The sequence below is a fragment of the Streptomyces sp. NPDC047072 genome (genome assembly GCF_040643855.1).
In the GTDB taxonomy this organism is placed as follows: Bacteria; Actinomycetota; Actinomycetes; order Streptomycetales; family Streptomycetaceae; genus Streptomyces.
Window position 1 is genome coordinate 37,742 of record NZ_JBEYVC010000050.1, and the last position, 21,224, is coordinate 58,965.

The following is a 21,224-nucleotide window of genomic DNA, read 5'->3' on the forward strand; positions in this document are numbered from 1 at the left end:
AAGGCCAGCCTCAGCTAAGGAAGTTGTCGTGGGGACTTCGGCGGTCCGGGCGGCGAAGCGCCCCCGCGCAGTACTGCTGCTCGCGCTCAGCGGTGCCGCCCTGCTCGCGCTGTGCGCCCTGTCCATGGCGTACGGCGCGCTCGGCGTCCCGCTCGGCCAGGTCTGGCACACGCTGCTGGGCGAACCGCCCAACCAGCGGGTGGACACGGTCATCTGGTCCGTACGACTGCCCCGCACCGCCCTGGGCCTCGCCACCGGTGCCGCGCTCGGCCTCTCGGGCGCGCTGATGCAGGCCCTCACCCGCAACCCGCTGGCCGACCCCGGGATCCTCGGGGTGAGCGCGGGCGCGGCCTTTGCCGTGGTGCTCTCGGTGGGGGTCGCCGGGATCGGATCCGTGTACGGCTACATCTGGTTCGCCTTCGCGGGGGCGTTCGCCGCGAGCGTGCTGGTGTACCTGCTCGGGGGCCTCGGCCGCGCGGGCTCGACTCCCGTGAAGCTGGCTCTCGCCGGAGTCGCGGTGACCTCCGTGCTGTTCTCCCTGACCAGCGCGGTCGCCCTGACCGACCCGGACGCGCTCAATCGCTACCGGTTCTGGTCGGCGGGGTCGCTGGCCGCCCAGGACGAGGGGGTGCTGCTGAGGATCCTGCCCTTCCTGGGTGTGGGCGCCGTGCTGGCCCTGGCCTGCGCACCCGCGCTGAACCGGCTGGCCCTCGGTGACGACGTGGCCAAGTCCCTGGGCCTGCGCATCGGTTGGGTCCGCTTCCAGGGCGTGATCGCGGTAACTCTCCTTACCGGAGGCGCGGTTGCGGTGATCGGCCCGGTGGTCTTCGTGGGCCTGGTGGTCCCGCACATAGCCCGCGTCCTCACGCAGGCGGCGGGAATCGGTCCCGACTACCGCTGGCTGCTGCCGCTTTCGGCGATTCTCGCGCCCTGTCTGCTCCTGGCGGCGGACATCGCGGGCCGCCTGCTGGCCCGCCCGGTGGAGATCCAGGCGGGCGTGCTGGTCGCGTTCGTCGGGGGTCCGTTCTTCATCGCGTTGGTACGCCGTCGACGACTCGCGGAGCTGTGACCGAATGACCACTCAGCTCGCCCCGAACCGCGTCCCCTTCAGACTGGCCGCTCCTCCGGTCTCCGGCGTGCTGCGGCCCCGGCTCCTGGCCGTCACCCTCGGCCTGGCCCTGGCCGCGTTCCTGCTCTTCTGCGTGGAGACGTCCATCGGTGACATCTCCATCCCCCTTGTCGACGTGATGAAGGCCCTGTTCGGCGTCGGAGACCCCGGCACGAAGCTGATCGTCCACGAACTCCGCCTGCCGAGAGCCCTCGCCGGGCTCCTCGTCGGCATCGCGTTCGGCGTCTCGGGTGCTCTGCTCCAGACGGTGACCCTCAATCCGCTCGCCAGCCCCGACATGATCGGCATCACCCAGGGCGCCGGAACAGCCGTCGTCGCCGGCATCGTCCTCGGCTGGGACGGCGGACTCGGCACCCAATCCCTGGGCCTGCTGGGCGCGTTGACGACAGGGCTCCTGGTGTACGCCCTCGCGTGGAGACGCGGCACCACCGGCTACCGCATCGTCCTCGTCGGTGTCGGCGTCGCCTGGATCTGCACGAGCGCCACCGACTACCTCATGGCACGCGGCCAGCGCTTCCAGGCGCAGGCCGCCCTCGGCTGGCTCGTGGGCAACCTCAACGGCCGTACCTGGGACCAGATCGGCCCCCTCGCCCTGACGACGGCCGTCCTCATCCCGGTCGCCCTGCTGCTCGGCCGCCAGATGCGGGTCCTGCAACTCGGCGACGACGTGGCCCGCGGCCTCGGCACCCGCGTCCAACTCGTGCGCGTGGCCGTCCTGTTGGTCTCCGTCGGCCTCGTGGCCTTCGGTACGGCCACCGCGGGCCCGGTCGCCTTCGTGGCGCTGGCCGCGCCCCAGGTCGCCCAACGCCTGTGCGGTACGGCCTTCCCGCCGCCCGTCGCCTCGGGCCTGACCGGAGCCGTCATGGTCCTCGGCTCCGACCTCGTCGCCCGCGAGATCGTCCCCGGCACCGAGCTTCCCGTCGGGATCGTCACCGGTGTGCTCGGCGCACCCGTCCTGCTGTGGCTGCTCGTCCGCGCCAACCGCGCCGGTTCAGGAGGCTGAAAGACGTGTCGAAGGAGAACGGCGTGCACGCGAACGGCGCCCACGCGAACGGCGAACGCCCCGGTGGGGGGCGCCCCGACCTCCGCGCAGAGGGCCTGCGCCTCGCCTACGACGACCGCGTCGTCGTGGAGGACCTCGACCTGGTGATCCCGCCCGGCCGTATCACGGCGGTGGTCGGCGCCAACGCCTGCGGCAAGTCCACGCTGCTGCGTGCGCTCGCCCGGCTGCTGGCCCCCAAGGCGGGCAGCGTCCTGCTCGACGGCCGCTCCGTCCACCAGATCCCGACCCGCGCGCTCGCCCAACAGCTCGGCATCCTCCCGCAGTCGCCGGTCGCGCCGGAGGGGCTGACGGTCATCGACCTGGTGGGGCGCGGCCGTTCACCGCACCAGACCTGGTGGCGCCAGTGGTCGAGCGGTGACGAGGAGGCGGTGAACGAGGCGCTCCGGGCGACGGACATGACCGACCTCGCGCACCGCGCGGTCGATGAACTCTCCGGCGGCCAGCGTCAACGTGCTTGGATCGCCATGGCCGTTGCGCAGGACACGCCCGTGATGTTGTTGGACGAGCCGACGACGTATCTGGACCTCGCCCACCAGATCGACGTCCTGGACCTGATCACCGACCTCAATCGGCACCAGGGCCGCACGGTCGTGATGGTGCTCCACGACCTCAACCAGGCCTGCCGGTACGCCGATCACGTCGTCGCCATGAAGGCCGGCCGGGTCGCCGGCGAGGGCGCCCCGGCCGAGGTGATCACCGCGGAGATGGTCGAGGACGTCTTCGGTCTTCGCTGCGTGGTCGGCGAAGACCCCGTCAGCGGAACGCCGTTGATCGTGCCGATGGGCCGCCACCACGAGGGGACGGACGACCCGGCGTCCGTCCCCGTGGGGTGATCCGGCGACGGCCCCCGTGGGGTGACCCGGCGACCGCCCCCGTCGGCCGACCCGCGCGGTCCCCTTCGGTGAACCCGGAGCGCCCCGGTCTACCGTCCCGGGCCGCCCCGTCGGCCGACCCGCCGACCGCCCCCTCGCGTGACGCCGGTTACGGACGGTCCGTCAGATACCCGCCCATCGTGCGGAAGTAGTCCGTCGCCGCGAGCTCGGTGCCGTTCTCCGTCCGCACCCGCCGCACCACCAGCCCGGGCAGCTTCCCCGAACGCGCGTCCCGGCCCGCGACGATCACGACCCCGTCGCCCTCGCGGATGAAGATGCGGCCCGGGGTGCCGCCGTAACGCCCCTCGGAGACCGCAGCGGACACGATCCGGAGCCGCTCACCGCGGTGATACGTGAACGCGTTCGGGTACGGGTCCGACTGGGCCCGCACGAACCGCTCCAGCTCCTCCGCGGTCCAGGTCCAGTCGATCCGGCTGTCCACGAGTGAACGCTTGTGGAAGAAGCTGGACTTGGAGCGGTCCTGCGGTGTCCACACCGCCCTGCCGGAGGCGATCAGGTCGAGGGAGTCGGTGACGAGCGGGCCGATCAGGTCGACCGTGCGGTGGAACAGGTCGGTCGCAGTGTCCGACGGCCCTACGGGGACGGCCCGTTGGAGCAGCACGTCGCCCATGTCCAGCTCGGCGTCCATGCGGTGGGCCGTGACGCCGACCTCCTTCTCGCCGTTGATCAGCGCCCAGATCAGCGGGGAGAAACCGGCGTAGGTCGGCAGCAGCGAGTCGTGGATGTTGAGCGTGCCGTGCGGGGGCAGGTCGAAGATCTCCGGCGGCAGCCAGGTCCGCCAGTTGTTGGCGACGATGAGGTCGGGCTCAACTTCCTTGAGGCGCTGGAGGAGTTCGTCGTCGTCCGGCCGGTTGCGCAACAGCACCGGGACGCCGTTCTCCTCGGCGAGGTCCGCGACCGAGTCGCTCCAGATCTTCTCGTAGGCGTGCTCGCTCTTGGGATGGGTGACGGCCAGGACCACCTCGTGTCCGGAGTCCAGCAGAGCTCTCAACGTCCGGTGTCCCCAGGTCTGGTAACCGAACATGACGATTCGCATGTATGAGCCCTCCTCAGCCATTGCTAGGTAAGGCTAACCTTATCTAACATGTCCCCGTTTGCGGGAGGCTGTGTTCTCGCTTTGAGGACTCGGTGCACTCCCGCCTCATGGGAGGCGATGACGCGGTGACGACACTGCAGAGTGGTCCGGACTCCATCTACGACGTTCTCGGCATCGGGTTCGGCCCATCGAATCTCGCCCTCGCGATCGCCCTTCACGAGCACGCCGTGAAGTCCCCGGACGGGCCAGCGCTCCACGTCGGATTCCTCGAGAAACAACCGCGGTTCGGCTGGCACCGGGGCATGCTCATCGACGACGCCACCATGCAGGTGTCCTTCCTGAAGGACCTGGTGACGATGCGCGACCCCACCAGCGACTTCAGCTTCCTGTGCTATCTGCGCGACCAGGACAGACTAGTCGACTTCCTCAACCTGAAGACCCTCTTCCCGCTGCGCATCGAGTTCCACGACTACTTCGAGTGGGCCGCCGCCCGGGTCTCCCACCTGGTGCAGTACTCCGCCGAGGTGGTTGCCGTACGGCCCGTCACCGAGGACGGCGAGGTCCGCTTCTTCGACGTCGTCAGCCGTGAGCCGGGCGCCTCCGGCCGGCTCACCGTCCGCCGCGCCCGCAGCCTCTGCGTGGCCACAGGACTGGAACCGCACCTCCCGCCGGGCGCCGAACGTTCCGAACGCGTCTGGCACAACAGCGAGTTGCTGCCCCGCGTCGACGAACTGCGCCGCTCCGGCGGCCCGGTGCGCCGCGCGGTCGTCCTCGGCGCCGGACAGAGCGCCGCCGAGGCCGTCGACTACCTGCACCGCAGCTTCCCCGACGCCGAGATCTGCTCGGTGTTCGCCAAGTACGGCTACACGCCCGCCGACGACAGCCCGTTCGCCAACCGCATCTTCGACCCCGAGGCCGTCGACCTGTACTACGGCGCGCCCCGCGAGGTGAAGCAGTCCCTCGTCGACTACCACCGCACCACCAACTACTCAGTCGTGGACATGGACTTGATCGAGGCGATGTCCCGCACGATGTACCAGGAGCGGGTCCAGGGCCGGCAGCGGCTGCGCATGATGAACGTCTCCCGCATCCGCGAGGTCGAGTCCGACGTGGACGAGGTCAAGGCGACGGTGGAGTTCCTGCCCACCGGCGAACGCGAGGTCCTCGCCGCCGACGTCCTCGTCTACGCCACGGGTTACCAGCCCCGGGGCATCGGCGACCACCTCGTCGAACTCGCCAAACTCTGCCAACGCGACGACGAGGACGCCCTGTTGGTCGACCGCGACCACCGCGTGGCCACGGCTCCCCACGTCACCGCCGACGTCTACCTCCAGGGCGCCACCGAACACACCCACGGCCTCACCTCCACCCTCCTGTCCACCACGGCGGTCCGCGCGGGAGAGATCCTGACGTCCCTGCTGGCCCGTAGTGGGGAACCGGACAGGGCGCGAAACCGCTGATGCACGTTTCCCGGGTCGAGGAGAGTGGCGCTGAGTAGACCTGCACAGAAAATGCGTTCAAAGGGTGATCGAGTTTCGGCCTACCTTGTCGCCTCCTGTGTAAATCCTGCTCGTTCCGTGACAGATATTGATCGAAGCGCTCTCCCGGGTCCGTTGCCCTGTTTTTCCCTGTACGTCAAGCCCCCGTGATCGGGACCCTTGCGGTCCAAGTGAACGGGGGGTCTCGTGGACGAGTCCAACAGAGCCGCGGACACGCGTGCCTCGGTGCTCGGTGGATCGCTTCCGAAGGGCGGGGGAGCGATCCGGCCGATCGGTGAGAAGTTCGCCGCCGACCCGGTGCGCGGCACCGGCCACCTGACCGTGCCGATCGTCACCAGCGCCGCCCGCGAACTGACACCCGCGCTCGCGCTGAGCTACGACTCCGGGGCGGGCAACGGCCCGTTCGGGATCGGCTGGCAGCTGTCCCTGCCGGCCGTCACCCGGCGTACCGACCTCGGGCTGCCCCGCTACCAGGACGCCGACACGGACGTCGACACCGCGGACGCCGATGTCTTCGTCCTCACCGGCGCCGACGACCTGGTGCCGATGCCGCCGGAGGGGGACGGCCCGGACGGCGCCCGTCCCGGCTACCGCGTGCGCCGCTACCGCCCGCGCGTCGAGGGCGACTTCACCCGGGTGGAGCGCTGGACCCGCACGGCCGACGGCGACACGCACTGGCGGACCCTGTCGGCGGACAACGTCCTGAACGTCTACGGCCGCGACACCGGCTCCCGGGTCGCCGATCCCGCCGACCCGCGCCGGGTGTTCAGCTGGCTGCTGTGCGAGACCCGCGACGACCGCGGCAACGCCGTCCACTACCGCTACTCGCCCGAGGACGCCGAAGGGGTCGACACCACGGCGCCGCACGAGCGGGGCCGCGACGACGCGTCACGCGAGGCGGGCCGCTACCTGCGCGCAGTGCGCTACGGCAACCGCGTCCCGCTCCTGGACGGCGCCGGCCGGCGCCCGGTGGACGTGCCGGCGGAGCAACTCCGGTCCGCGGACTGGATGTTCGAGCTCGTCCTGGACTACGGCGACCACCCGGGCGGCGCCCCCACCCCGACCCCCACCGCGCCCTGGCCGTGCCGCGCCGACCCGTTCTCGACCTACCGACCCGCCTTCGAGGTGCGCACCCACCGCCTGTGCCAACGCGTCCTGATGTTCCACCACTTCCCCGGGGAGCCCGGAGTGGGCGCGGACTGTCTGGTCGCCGCCACCTCCCTCGCCTACCGGACCGACCCCGGCCCCCAGGGCGTGCCCGGCGACTCCCGGCGCGGCCACCCGGACGGGTCCTTCCTCGACGCGGTCACCGTCAGCCGCTTCCAACGGACCGCGGACGGCACGGGATACGACGAGCGGGCACTGCCGCCCCTCACCCTCACCTACACCCGCGCCGAGATCAGCGCCGAGGTGCGCCGACTGGACGCGGACAGCGCGGAGAACCTCCCCACGGGCCTGGACGAGACGTCGTACACATGGGTGGACCTCGACGGCGAAGGACTGCCCGGCGTGCTCACCGAGCAGGGCGGCGCCTGGTACTACAAGCCGAGCCTCGGTGAGGGCAGGCTCGGTCCGCTGCACCGCCTCACCACCCGGCCGTCCCCCGGCCTCGCCGGCTCGCGCCACGAGCTGACCGACCTGGACGGCGACGGACGGCTCGATCTCGTACGGCTGGACGGCGAGCCGCGCGGCTACCACTCCCGCACCGCCGACGGCACCGGCTGGGAGCCCTTCACCCCGTTCACGGACGTCTCCCGCGTCGCTCCGGACGCCCTGTCCATTCGCTTCGTCGACCTCACCGGGGACGGCCTCGCCGACCTGCTCACCTGTGACGACAACGCTGTCGTCTGGTATCCCTCGCTCGGCGCGCGGGGCTTCGGCGGACCGCGGTACGCCCCGCACCCCGACGAGGAGGGGGCCGGTCCCCGCCCGCTGCTCGGCGACAGCACCCAGACCGTCTTCCTCGCCGACATGTCCGGCGACGGCCTCACCGACCTGGTCCGGATCCGCAACGGCGAGATCCGCTACTGGCCCAACCTCGGCCACGGACGCTTCGGCGCCCCCGTCGTCATGAGCGACGCCCCGCCGCTCGACACCCCCGACGGCTTCGATCCGCGCCGGATCCGGCTCGCCGACGTCGACGGCTCCGGCACCACCGACCTGCTGTACATGGGCCGAGGCGACGTACGCCTCTGGTACAACCGCTCCGGCAACGGCTGGGGTCCCGCGCACGAACTGCCCGCCCTGCCGCACCTCGGACCGCCCACCTCGGTCCGGGTCGCCGACCTCCTCGGCAACGGCACCGCCTGTCTGGTGTGGTCCTCCCCGCTGCCCGCCGACGCCGGCGACCCGCTGCGCTACATCGACCTCATGGGCGGCACCAAACCGCATCTGCTCGTCGCCGCAGACAACCACATGGGAGCCGAGACCCGCGTCCGCTACGCCCCCTCCACCGCCTTCTACCTCGCCGACCGGCGGGCCGGCCGGCCCTGGCACACCCGGCTGCCCTTCCCCGTGCACGTCGTCGAGTTCAGCGAGCACGTCGACCACGTCCGGCGTACCCGCTTCACCACCCGCTACTCGTACCACCACGGCTATTTCGACGGCGTGGAACGGGAGTTCCGCGGCTTCGGCCTGGTCGAGCGGCACGACACCGAGGCCTATGAGGGGTACGCCGCCGCCGTGGCCGGCATGGACGGCGCCCAGGAGACCGACCCCGCCCTCTTCCAGCCGCCCGTCACCACCCGCAGCTGGTTCCACACCGGTGCCCACCTGGACGGCCCCGACCTCCTGGATCGCTTGACCGCCGAGTTCTACCTCGGGGAGCGGCACCTGCCCGCCCCGGAGCTCCCGGACGGCCTCGACCCCGCCGAACTGCGAGAGTGCACAAGGGCGTTGCGCGGCCATCCGCTGCGTACCGAGGTCTACAGCTTCGACGGCTCCCCGGACCAGGACCATCCCTACACGGTCACCGAGGCCGCCTACGCCATCGAGCGACTCCAGCCCCGACGCGGCGCCGCGCACCCGGTCTTCCTCGTCAACGGCCGCGCCACGATGACCCGTACCTACGACCGCGACCCGTCCGACCCGCGCGTCACGCACACCGTCGTCCTCGAACACGGGCCGCACGGCGAGGTGTTGAGGTCCGCCTCCATCGTCCACGGCCGGCGGATCGCCGACCCCGCACTGCCCGCCGAGGTCACCCGCGACCAGCTGCGCACCCACCTCACCTGCACCGAGACCGACCGCACCCCCGACCTCGACTCCTCGACGCCGGTACCGGTGCACCGGCTCGGAGTGCCCTGTGAGAGCCGCGACTTCGAGATCACCGGCCTCGCGCCGGCCGGGACCGCCTTCACCCTCCGGGAACTGCGCGAGGGCCTCGGCCGGGCCACCCCCCTGGCCTACGAGGACGAGGCCGACGGGGTGCGCGTCCAGCGGCGCCAACTGGCCGTGAGCCGCACCCTGTTCCGTTCCGACACCCTCGCCCCGCTGCCGCTCGGCCGGTGGGACACCCGCGCCCTGCCCTACGAGAGCTACCGGCTCGCCTTCACCGAACGGTTCGTCGCCGAGCAGTACGGCGGTCGGGTCACCGAGGCCGACCTGACCGGCGCGGGCTATGTGCGCCTCGCGGGCGACACCGGCTGGTGGATCCCGTCCGGCACCGCCGTCCACCCGCCCGGCGACCCCGCCGCCCGCTTCTTCCGGGCCGTCGGCACCAGAAGCCCCTTCGGCGTGGAGACGGTCACCGACTTCGACGCCCACGACCTGCTGCCGGTGCGCCACCGGGTCGTGCAGGCCCCCTGGAACACCGTCGAACTCGCCAACGACTACCGGGTGTTGGCCCCGGTCGGGCTGACCGATCCCAACGGCAACCGCTCGGCCGTCGCGTACGACATCCTGGGCCTGGTCGTGCGGACCGCGCTGATCGGGAAGGACGGCGAGGGGGACACCCTGGCCGATCCCACCACCCGTCTGGAGTACGACCTGTTCCAGTGGGCGCGGCACGGCACCCCGAACTTCAGCCGCGTCCTCGCCAGGGAACGGCACGGCGCTCCCGACTCCCCGCTGCGGGAGTCGTACACCCACCTCGACGGCGCCGGCGCACCCGCCCTCACCAAGTCCCGTACCGCCCCGGGCGAAGCCCTCGCCGTCGGCCCCGACGGCACCCCGGCGACCGTCCACGCCGACCCTCGCTGGATCGGCAGCGGACGCACGGTCGTCAACAACAAGGGCCTGCCGGTCAAGAGTTACGAGCCCTACTTCAGCCCCACCCACACCTACGACCCCGAGGAGGCGATGCGCACCATCGGCTCCACGGCGATCGTCTCCTACGACCCGGTGGGCCGCGCGGTCCGCACCGACCTGCCCGACGGCACCTTCACCCGGACCGACTTCGGCCAGTGGACGAGCGTCTTCCACGACGCCAACGACACGGTCAGGGACAGCCGTTGGTACGCGCAGCGGGGCCGCCCCGACCCGGCCACCGAGCCCGAACCCCATGCCGACCCCGAACGCCGGGCCGCCTGGCTCGCCGCCCGGCACGCCGACACCCCCACCGAGACCCACCTCGACAGTCTCGGCCGCCCGGTGTCCACCGTCGCCCGCGACGAGAACGGCGAGCGGTTCACGCTCCGCTCGGAGAGCGACCTGACGGGCCGTCACACGAGGGCCTTCGACCAGCTGGGGCGCGAGGTCGCGGTCGCCTTCACGGGAATGACGGGCACCCCCGTCCGCTCCGACAGCGCCGAGCGGGGCACCCGCTTCACCTTCACCGACATCACCGGCTCCCTGGTACGAGACTGGGACGAGCACGGCCGGGTGCTGCGCGCCGAGTACGACGCGCTGCGCCGCCCGGTGGCCGGCCTGATCTCCACGGACGGCGGCCCGGAGCGCGTCTTCCAGTACACGGTCTACGGCGACCGGCACCCCGAGGCCGCCGCCCGCAACCTCCTCGGCACCGTCCACCAGGTCTTCGACGCCGACGGCGGCAGCCGGATCCAACGCGTCGACCTGCACGGCATCCCCGTCGAGGTGGAACGCCTCTTCACCCGCGACCACACCGCCGACCCGGACTGGCGCCCGCTGACGACCGCCGCCGACTACCCGGCCGTACAGACGGCGGCGGCCCCGTTGCTGCTGACCTCCCAACCCTTCACCGCGACCTCCGCCCACGACGCCCTCGGCCGCCCGGTACGCCTCACCCTCCCCGACGGCACCGCGATCGTCCCGCGCTACGACGAGTCCGGGCTCCCCGCCTCGATCACCGCCCAACTCCCGGGCGGGGAAGCCCCGTTGACCTTCCTCAAGGATCAGGACTACGACGCGCTCGGCCGCCGCCGCTCGGTCCGCTTCGGCAACGACGTACGCACCGACTACGCCTACGACCCGGCGACCTTCCGCCTGACCGGCCTGCTCACCGGCTCGCCCACCGCCCCGCTGCAGGACCTGCACTACACCTACGACCCGGTCGGCAATGTCACCCAGGTACGCGACGACGCCCAGCAGACCCACTTCTTCGCCAACCAGGTCGTGACCCCCGCCACCCGCTACGAGTACGACGCCCTCTACCAGTTGGTGAAGGCCTTCGGCCGCGAGCACGCGGGCGGCGCCAACGACACCGTCCGCGCCGACGCCGACGTCGAGGCGGTCTCCGGGCTGCCGCACGTCAACGACGCGTCGGCGGTGCGCACCTACAGCGAGAGCTACACGTACGACCCGCTCGGCAACCTCACCGCCGTACGCCACCGCGCCGCCCAGGACCTGTGGACCCGCCACTACCGCTACGCCCACGAGACCGACCCGGCCGACCGCACCAACCGACTGCTGGCCACCAGCCGCCCCGGCGACCCGGAGAACGGCCCCTACACCGCGACCGTCGACCACGACGCCCACGGCAACATCACCCGGCTGCGCACGGCGACCCCCGACGAACTGGTCTGGGACGCCTTCGACCGGCTGCGCCGGGCGGACCTGGGCGGCGGCGGAACGGCGTACTACCGCTACGGCGCCGACGGACACCGCACCCGCAAAGTGATCGAACGCCTCGGCGGGGAGGTCGTCGAACACCTCTATCTGGGCCCACTGGAGATCCACCGCCGCCGCCAGGGCACCGCGACCCCCTTCTATGAGCGCCGCACCCTGCACCTGTCGGACAACGCCGGCCGGGTGGCGCAGGTCGACGTCAAGACCCGCGACGACCGCGGACTCGACCCGGCCAACCCCCTCGACGTCCCCCTGATCCGCTACCAGTACGGCAACCACCTGGGCTCCGCCACCCTGGAGACCGACTCCGAGGGCCGACCCGTCTCCTACGAGGAGTACCACCCCTACGGCACCACCTCCTACCGCAGCGGCCGCCCCGACATCGACCTCAGCCTCAAGCGCTACCGCTTCGCGGGGAAGGAACGGGACGCGGAGACGGGGTTGTATTACGTGGGGTCGCGGTACTACGCGCCGTGGCTGGGCCGTTGGACGAGTGCGGATCCCGCGGGGTTCGTCGACGGGCCGAACCTGTTCCGGTACTGCGGCAACAATCCGGTGATGTACACCGACCCGGACGGGCGGGAGAAACGCAAGCCGCAGCTGGGCGCCCTCAACCCCGCCGGCCGCAAGGGCGTCTTCACGATGAAGGTGCCCAAGGGGACCCGCGCGCCGAAGGGGACTCCGACCGGAGCCGACTTCGAGAGGGCCATTCCGCCCAACAACCCGGAGCATCCCTACACCCCCGGCACCGCGGTCTTCGTCCGCTGGGAGCGGACGGCGAAGGGCGCGCGCTTCCCGGTGTTCAACGCCGAGTGGCTCGATCCGAAGACGGGCAAGCCGCTGCTGCCGAGAGTGGGCGAGCCGGGGTACGTCAGCAGCTGGTCGAGCCAGCCCGATCCCCAGTACGGCACTCCGGGCGATCCCGCCACCATCAAGACGATCAAGGAACATGTCCTGCCGCGGGCCCAGGACAAACTCGTCGGCGACGCGGCCCGCGCGGAGTCGGGGTCCACGCCCACCATGGTGTCGCCGAAGGCGGTGTCGGACACCAAGACACTCGGCGACAACGCGACGACCAGGCAGCTCAAGCAGCAGATCGCCGCGGGGAAGCCCGTCGACTACGTCGAGGACGTCGCCCTGCCGAGTCTGGAGCGGACCAAGGCCGCCAACCAGGCCCACGGCTCGCCCGTCCCGCAGGGTTCACCCGAGCGCGCGACCCTCTCCCAACTGGGCTACAAGTTCGAGGAGGAACGGCTCGGCGAGGTCGAGGACAAGATCGCGGCGCACACCTCGCCGCCCGGCGGCGCCACGCCGTCCGGTGTGGCTCCCACCCGCTGGCAGAACTTCGCGGCCGGCGCGCGGGGCACCGGCAACGCCCTGGCGACCGCCGTGATCCCCGGGTTCGCCGAGGCGACGGTCGCCGGCACCTTCGCGGAGTCCTTCGTGGTCGGCACCCTCGGCGTCACTTCAGGCTCGCTGCCCGGCGTGGCGTCGGCGATCTCCGCGGCACCGACGACGTTCGCCTGGTCGGTCACCCTGCCGGCGATCGGCGGCGCGGTGGTCGGCAACGTCATCGAGTCGGGACTGCGCGACGCCGGGGTGGGAGAGAACCTCTCGCTGGGCGGGGCCGTGGCCGGTGCCGCCCTCACGGGCGCGGCCATCGGCACGCTCGTGCCCATCCCCGGTGTGAGCACGGCGGTGGGAGCGGCGGCGGGCGCGGTGGTCGGCCTCATCGGCTTCGCGCTGAGCCGATGGTTCTGACCCGACCTGACACACGCACAGACCGAACAGCACGGACACGGACCGAGAACCCAGCAAACGGGGGCATCCACCCATGCAGGCCACTGGCACCAACCCCAGATTCACCGTCCACGGACGCGTCGTCAGCGTCTCCGGAGCGCCCTTTCCCGAGCTGACCGTCCGGGTCTTCGTCAAGAGCGGGAGCTCCGCCCAGGAACGGGAGGTCGGGCAGGCGGCGACCACCGATGAGGACGGGCGTTACTCCGTCTCCTTCCAGGGGCTCGGCGTCACCGGGGTGACGACCACTCAGTTCCAGTGCCGGGTCAAGGTGTTCAGCGACGCGGAAAAGATCGGCGAGAGCCCCTTCGTACGGCTGGACGAGGACACCGTCATCGACGTGACCGTCGACCGGGAGCCCCCGCAGAAGCCCCTGCGGGTGCACGGCGAGGTGCGCGACCGCTCGGGGCGGCTGCTCAAGCAGGGCAAGATCGAGGCGCTCGACCGCGACCTGCGCAGCGAGGAGCGGCTCGGCGCCGCGCAACTGCGCGACGGGACCTACGAGATCCGCTACGGCCCCGACCAGTTCCGCCGCTCCGAGAAGGACACCGCCGACCTCGTGCTCCGGGTCCTCGGCACCGACGGCGGCCAACTCCTGCGCACCGACGTGCACTTCAACGCCCCCGACGACCTGGAGTGGAACCTCACCCTCGGCGCCCGCGAGTACCCCGGCGCCTCCGCGTGGGAGATCCTCACCGCCGAACTGACCCCGCTGCTGGACTCCGTGCCCCCCGTCGAACTCCGCGAGGACGACCGCTTCCAGGACATCACCTTCCTGGCGGGCGAAACCGGCCGCACCCCGCTCGCGGTCGGCGTGTGGGTCGGCTGCCACCGGCTCGCCGCCAAGACCGCCCGGGAGAAACTCCCCCTCGCCCCCGAGGAGTTGTACGCCTTCCTGGGCCAGGGCCAGCCCTCCATCTTCAGCGAGTCCCTCCTGGACGACATCAAGGACCCCCAGAAGATGGCCCAGTTGGAGGACCGCACCCTGCGGGCCCTGTCGGAACTCGCCGTCGAGACCCAGAAGGCCCTGCTGGACAAGGCGCTCGCCGAGAACCTCGTCCCGCTCGCCGTCCAGGACCGGGTCCAGGCCGTCCTGGACACCCTCGCCAAGATCAGGCCGCGCTACACCGGTGACACCGTCCTCGGCGAGGGCCAGGGCACCGTCGGCGACCTGGTCGACCTCACCCCCGACGCGGCGGAGCACAAGACCGCCTTCCTGGAGGCCTTCTCGTCGTTCTCCGGCTCCGCCGACGACTTCTGGGGCCAGGTGACCCGCGACGCGGTGATCCCGCCGGCGACCGTGCCCCGCGTCCGGCTCTCCCTGGAACTCGGCGGCCTCACCCGCAACCACGTCCCCCTGGTGGGCGCACTCGCCGCACAGTTCAGCGGCCGGACCGCGGGCTTCACCGACGCCGCGCAGGTCGCCGAGGAACGCGGAGCCTTCGAACGCTCCCTGGCGCGGCTCTCGCAGGACGACTGGGAACGCCGGCTCCAGCAGCCCGCGCCCGGCGGCGCCCCCATCGGCACCCCCGACGACATCGAGGGCGACACCCCCGAGGAGAAGCGCCGCAACTACGCCGCCAGCCTCGACCGACAGTTCGAACGGGCGTTCCCCACCACGTCGTTCACCGGCAAACTCGACCGCGCACAGAACGCGGGCAGACCCCTGATCGACGGCGGCGCTTCGGCGGGCGACCGCCCCTCGGCCGCGGCCGGCTCTTCGGTCACCGCAGACACCTCGGCCGTCGGCCGTGACCAGCAGCTCGTCCACTTCCTCGACCACAACCCCGGCTTCGAACTCGACCGCATCCGCGTCGACCACTACCTCGACGAGACCCCCGGCGCCCTCGACGGGATCGCGGACCCCGACGCGCTGGTCACCGACCTGAAGTCGGTCCAGCGGGCCTTCAAGCTCGACCCCACGTACGCCTCCGTCAAGGCCCTGCGCGACCGCGGCCTGGACTCCGCGCAGGCCGTCTACTTCCTCGGCCGCGGCCAGTTCACCGCCGCCGTCACCGGCGCCCCCGCCGCCCGCGGCGGCCTTCTCGCCGACCGGATCGCCGCCGCCGAGGACGCCGCCCCGCTCACCGACACGGCCGCCGAACGGCTCTACCGCAAGGCCGAGAACACCTACGCCCAGGCCCTCGCCCTCTACGGCGACTACAACCTGGCCGTCGCCGGGGCCACCCCCTTCGCCCTGCCCGACCTGAGCCCCGACGCCGCCGCCGAGGCACAGATCAGGACCCTGCCCAACCTGCGCACCCTGTTCGGCTCCGCCGACTACTGCGCCTGCGCGGGCTGCCGCTCGGTGCACAGCCCCGCCGCCTACTTCGTCGACGTCCTGCGCTTCCTCGGCCAGCGCGGCACCCAGGGCACCGGGCCGCACGCCGGCAAGAGCGTGCGGGACGTGCTCCTGGAGCGCCGTCCCGACCTCGGCGCCCTGGAACTCAGCTGCGAGAACACCGAGACCCCGCTGCCCTATGTCGACCTGGTCAACGAGATCCTGGAGGATGTCGTCGCACCCCCGGTGCCCGTCCTGCTCGACCCCGCGCTCGCGACCGAGCTGACCGCCGGACAGATCTCCGCCGCCCTGCGCGACGGCCTGGCCGCCCAGGGCATCACCGTCGAGGCCGACGCACGCGTACAGGCCCCCGACAGTCGCGGCCTGTGGACCGTCCGCGACAGCGCCCACGCCTGGACGATCTCCCCGGCCCCCGTCGAGGGCGGCACCGAACTGCGCGTCCTCGTCTCCCGCCAGACCTTCGCCGACGCCGCCGAACTGCGCGCCAACCCCGAGTACACCAACCAGGAGGCCTACCGGCGGCTGCGCCAGGAGGTCTTCCCGCTCCACCTCCCCTTCGACCTGGCCCACCTCCAGACCCGCACCTACCTCGACCACCTCGGCGTCCCCCGCGCCGACCTCCTCGACCTGCTGCGCCGCGGCGGCCCCGGCGCGCTCACCGAGACCCAGCTCGCCGCCGCCCGGCTCGGCCTGACCGAGACCACCCGTCTCGTCGTCACCGGCAACCTGCCCGGGCGCGGACCCTGGGAGTTCTACGGCCTCGCCGAGACCGGCAACGACATCCCCGACCCCGACGACCCCACCCGCCGCGTCACCGGCACCTGGATCCAGGTCCTCAGCCACGTCCCCGTCCTGCTGCACCGCACCGGACTCGCCTACACCGGCCTCCTGCAACTCCTGGAGAGCGCCTACGTCAACCCGGAGGGGACCCTGCGGATCGCGCGGGCCGGTGAGGGCGGCGGCCCCGAGTGCGACGTCTCCACCTTCACCGTCGCCGGACTGGACGCCGACCACCTCGACCGCCTCCACCGGTTCCTCCGGCTGTGGCGGGCGGGGGAGTGGACGATGGCCGAACTCGACCTGCTGATCCCACCGAACGAGAGCACGCTCACCGCGGCCCCGAAGGTCCTGAACAGCGGGGCGCTGCGCGAACTGGCGGGCCTGTCCCGGCTGCGCGCCCGCCTCGCCCTCGGCTGGGCCGAGGCCCGCAGCCTCTTCCGGGGCATCGACCACAGCCCGCACCGGGACTGGAACGACGAGGGCTCGACACCGGCCCAGACCCAGTACCAACTGCTGTTCCGCAACCGGCTCGTCGGTGCCGTCGCCCCCTTCCCCGCCGACCCGGCCGACATCACCGGCACCGTCGGCGACCATGTCCCCGGCATCCTGGCCGCCTTCCGCATCCGTGAGGCCGACCTCCAGCTGATCCTCGACGACCTGGAGGTCACCCCCGCCACCCCGCTCGACCTCGGCCTTCTCAGTGCCGTCCACCGCGTCGCCGTAGCGGCCAAGGCGCTGCGGCTGAGCGTGGACCAGTTCCTGCGGCTCGTCCGCCTGTGGGACCGCGACCCCTTCACCGGCCCCGACGCCTTCCTCGACCTCGCCGATCTCACCGACCTGGTCTCCGCGTCCTCCTTCACGGTGGCCCAGCTGGACCACCTGCTCGCCCACCGGCTCACCCCCGGTACCGCGACCGCGCTGGAGAACAAGACCGTCACCGCCTTCCTCACCGAACTGCGCACCGGCCTGGAGAAGATCACCACCGAGCTGCGTAGCAAGCCCGAGGAGAGCCCGGAGGCCTACGTCCGGGCCCGGCTCGGACTGCTGCCCGCCCTCGTCGCCGACGCCGACCAGGTCGCGGCCCTCGCCCTCGCCGACGGCACCTGGCAGGGCACCCAGGCCGAACGGGACGTCCTGATCGGCCGGTACTTCACCGGGGTCCTGGACCTCGCCGAGGCCCGCACCCGGCTCGCCGCGTTGCCGTCGGGGCTCACCCCGACCGAGCGGCAGCAGGCCGTGGACGCCCGCTTCGGCTACCTCCAGCCCGCCCTGGAGACCTTCCTGCTGACCACCCAGCAGGCCTCCTACATCGCTCAGCAGAGCGCCGACCTGCTGCGCCTGGACGTGCCCACCGCCACCGCCCTGCTCGCCGCCCTGCACCTGCCCGGCGCCACCGGCACCCTCCTCCAGGACCTGGACGACCCCCGGCTCCTGGCCCGGCTGCCCGACGGCGGCTACCAACACCCGCCGACCGAACCGGAGTTCCCGGCCGCCTTCCGCGCGCTGCGGCTGCTGCACAAGGACGCGCTCGTCGTCACCGCGCTCAGGCTGACCGCGGCCGACGTCGAGTGGTGGCTGACCGGCGACCGGGCGAGCGGCCTGGGCTGGATGCACCCCGGGGACTTCCCGGTCGACGAGGCCGGGACGGCCGTACCCCTGGGGCAGTGGATCTCCCTGGTGCGGTTCTTCACCTGGCGGGCCGCGCTGCCGCCGGCCCCGCTGACCGCACTGGAGTTCGCCGCCCGGGTCCTCGACCCCGCCGTGCCGTCCGCGGCCTGTCTCGCCGACCTGGCCGCCCTCACCGGCTGGCTCCCCGCCGACCTCGACGCCCTGGTCACCGCCTTCGGCCGGCTCGACCCGGACACCGGACTCGACACCGTCAAGGAGCGCCTCGCCGAGCCGGCCCAGCTGCTGCGTCTGTCGGACGCGATGGCCGTCCTCGCCCGCGTCGGCGTGAGCGCCGTACGCGCGCTGTCCTGGGCGGTCGCCGAACCGGACGAGCGGACCGCGGAGAGCCTCAAGCAGACCGTGAAGGCGAAGTACGACCTCGGCCAGTGGCAGGACGTCATCCGCCCGCTCCAGGACGTCTTCCGCGAACGCAGGCGCAAGGCACTCGTCGACTGGCTCGTGGCCCGTCCCGTAGCGGCACTCGGCTGGAACTGGAGCGACAGCACCGGGCTGTACGCCCACTTCCTCATCGACGTCGAGATGAGCCCCTGCATGCTCACCTCCCGCCTCAAACAGGCCGCGGCCTCAGCCCAGTTGTTCGTCCAGCGCGTCCAACTGAACCTGGAGACCGACATCCTGGCCTCCGCCGATCTCGACCCCCGCTGGAAGCAGTGGTCCTGGATGAAGCGCTACCGGGTCTGGGAGGCCAACCGGAAGGTCTTCCTCTACCCGGAGAACTGGCTGGAGCCCGAACTGCGCAACGAGAAGTCCCCGTTCTTCCGGGACCTCGAACAGGAGCTGATGCAGAACGAGGTCACGGCCGAGACCGCCGAGGACGCCTTCCGCGGCTACGTCGAGGGCGTCGACAAGGTCGCCAACCTGGAGATCAGGGCCCAGCACACCGAGGTGGTCAGCGCCGACGAGAGCTATCTGCACGTCATCGGCCGCACCCGTTCCAGCCACGGCGCCGAGTACTACTACCGGCGGCGGATCAACGGCGCCCGCTGGACCCCGTGGGAGCGGATCGAGCTGGAGATCAACTCCTCGCACCTGGTGACCGCCGTGCACCAGCGCCGACTCCATCTGCTGTGGCCGCAGTTCCTGGAACGGGCCGTCGCGCAGAGCTCGGTCGCCACCCCGTCCGCCAACTCCTTCGCCGCCCTGCCACAGCCCGACCGGTACTGGGAAGTGCGCATGTTCTGGAGCGAGTCGAAGAACGGCCGCTGGAGCCCCAAGGTGCTCTCCGACCGGGCCGGCACCCTCTTCCAGTCCCTCGCCGGCTCGACCACTCCGGAGAACGTGGCCCTGCGGGTCCGGCCGCTGCCCGACGGGCTGCGCACCCAGCTGCATGTCAGCCGGGACGCGAGCCAGACCGCCCCGCGCAGCTTCTTCGCCTTCGACAAGACCGGCCGCCAGATCAACCTCGTCAGCCCCGCCCCGAGTTACGAGCACCTCGTCTCGCCCGCCCTGAGCCGGCTGCGCGACGGACTGATCCAACACGACTCGCGGGCGCTGTACTTCTCGTACAACTCGTTGTTCGAGACCACCGGCAAGCCGCACTTCTTCCCCGCGCACTCCCAGGCCGCATCCCTGTGGCTGGCGAACAACGTCGAGGCCGGGGCGACGTACTCGGTCATCGACTCCACGGCCCAGGACCTGCCCCGCGGGGACTACGGGACCTCCTTCCTGTGGGACTCGCGGCACACCTACCTGATGTCGTACTCCACCTGGACCTGGTGGTTCTGGTTCTTCTTCAGCTGGAACGGCTGGACCTGGGCGAACGTCAGGTTCGACATCCACTACCACCCCTACACCGACCTGTTCCTGCGGGAACTGAACACCAGCGGGGTCAAGGGCGTCCTCAACCGCCGGATCCAGACCGACCCGGCGAGCCTGCCCGGTGTCCCCGCCCCCTTCGACTTCGCCGGCTACCAGCCGACCGAGTTCTACGCCCCGCGCCCCTGGCCCGTCGAGGACGTCGACTTCACCTACCAGGGTGCCTACGCCCCCTACAACTGGGAGCTGTTCTTCCACGCCCCGCTGCTGATCGCCCAGAAACTCGCCGCCAACCAGCGCTTCGAGGAAGCCCTGGAGTGGTTCCACCACATCTTCGACCCCACCAGCACCGACACCGCCACCCCCGACCCGGACACCCCCCAGCAGAAGTTCTGGATCACCAAGAAGTTCTACGAGACCACGACCGCCCAGTACCAGGCGCAGCGGATCGAGAGCATCCTGCGCGCGGTCGCCCAGGGTGACGCCGAACTGCGCGCCCAGGTCGCCGAGTGGCGCAACAACCCCTTCGACCCGCATCTGATCGCCCGGACCCGGACGGTCGCGTACCAGAAGAACGTCCTGATCAAGTACGTCCAGACGCTGATCGCCTGGGCCGACCAGCTCTTCGGGCAGGACACCGTCGAGACCGTCAACGAGGCCACCCAGCTCTACGTCCTGGCCGCGTCCGTGCTCGGCCCGCGTCCCCGCAGCGTCCCCCGCACCACCCCGGACGAGGCGCGCACGTACTACCAGCTCCAGACCGACCACATCGACGACTTCGGCAACGCCCTCGTCGAGATCGAGAACCTCCTCGCGGACACCGAGCCCGGCGGCGTCGAGGGCGACGAGGAGGGGCCCGAACTGCCGCGCCTGGACGTCCTGTACTTCTGCGTCCCGAACAACAGCAAGCTGCTCGGCCTGTGGGACACCGTCGAGGACCGGCTGTTCAAGATCCGCCACTGCATGAACCTGGCCGGTGTCGAGCGCGCCCTGCCGCTGTTCGAGCCCGAACTCGACCCCGGCGCCCTGATCGGCGCGGTCGCGGCCGGCGGCGATGTCACCACGGCCCTCGCCGACATCAACGCACCCCTGCCCCTGTACCGCTTCACCTTCACCGTCCAGCAGGCCAAGGAGATGTGCGACGAGGTGAAGGCGCTCGGCGCCGCCATGCTCGCGGCCCTGGAGAAGCGGGACACCGAGGCCATGGCCCAGTTGCGCTCCACCCACGAACAACAGGTCCTGAACCAGGTCCGGTTGGTGCGGCTGGCCCGGATCGAGGAGGAGAGCCGTACCAGG

Annotated in this window: 7 protein-coding genes; 6 read left to right on the forward strand and 1 reads right to left on the reverse strand. The window is 71.5% G+C overall.

The features are described 5' to 3' along the window. Window positions 1–28 precede the first annotated feature (28 nt). Genes ABZ896_RS22245 through ABZ896_RS22255 form a run of 3 tightly spaced genes read left to right on the forward strand, consistent with a single transcriptional unit; the run spans window position 29 to window position 3,025 of the window. Complete coding sequence (locus ABZ896_RS22245; RefSeq protein WP_360931640.1) at window positions 29–1,069, forward strand: iron chelate uptake ABC transporter family permease subunit; 1,041 nt, start codon at window positions 29–31, stop codon at window positions 1,067–1,069. Between the two features lie 4 nt (window positions 1,070–1,073). After that, the gene (locus ABZ896_RS22250) at window positions 1,074–2,132 is read left to right on the forward strand and encodes an iron ABC transporter permease (RefSeq protein ID WP_360931643.1); all 1,059 of its coding nucleotides are present in this window, start codon (window positions 1,074–1,076) and stop codon (window positions 2,130–2,132) included. Between the two features lie 23 nt (window positions 2,133–2,155). After that, entirely contained in the window at window positions 2,156–3,025 is an 870-nt protein-coding gene (locus ABZ896_RS22255) for an ABC transporter ATP-binding protein (RefSeq protein WP_360931658.1), read from the forward strand. A 148-nt stretch (window positions 3,026–3,173) separates the two neighbouring features. Here ABZ896_RS22255 and ABZ896_RS22260 read toward each other — a convergent pair whose 3' ends face one another. Beyond that, window positions 3,174–4,121, reverse strand: coding sequence for a methionyl-tRNA formyltransferase (locus ABZ896_RS22260; protein WP_360931646.1), 948 nt, complete (start codon window positions 4,119–4,121; stop codon window positions 3,174–3,176). Between the two features lie 125 nt (window positions 4,122–4,246). On the opposite strand from ABZ896_RS22260, the gene ABZ896_RS22265 reads away from it, so the two are divergent. The 3 genes from ABZ896_RS22265 to ABZ896_RS22275 all read left to right on the forward strand — a co-directional run. Then, on the forward strand, window positions 4,247–5,581 hold the full coding sequence (locus ABZ896_RS22265; protein ID WP_360931649.1) for a lysine N(6)-hydroxylase/L-ornithine N(5)-oxygenase family protein: 1,335 nt from the start codon (window positions 4,247–4,249) through the stop codon (window positions 5,579–5,581). A 225-nt stretch (window positions 5,582–5,806) separates the two neighbouring features. Beyond that, on the forward strand, window positions 5,807–13,366 hold the full coding sequence (locus ABZ896_RS22270; RefSeq protein WP_360931652.1) for a SpvB/TcaC N-terminal domain-containing protein: 7,560 nt from the start codon (window positions 5,807–5,809) through the stop codon (window positions 13,364–13,366). Between the two features lie 73 nt (window positions 13,367–13,439). Beyond that, window positions 13,440–21,224, forward strand: a 7,785-nt coding sequence (locus ABZ896_RS22275; RefSeq protein ID WP_360931655.1) for a neuraminidase-like domain-containing protein, incomplete at its 3' end; no start/stop codon positions are given.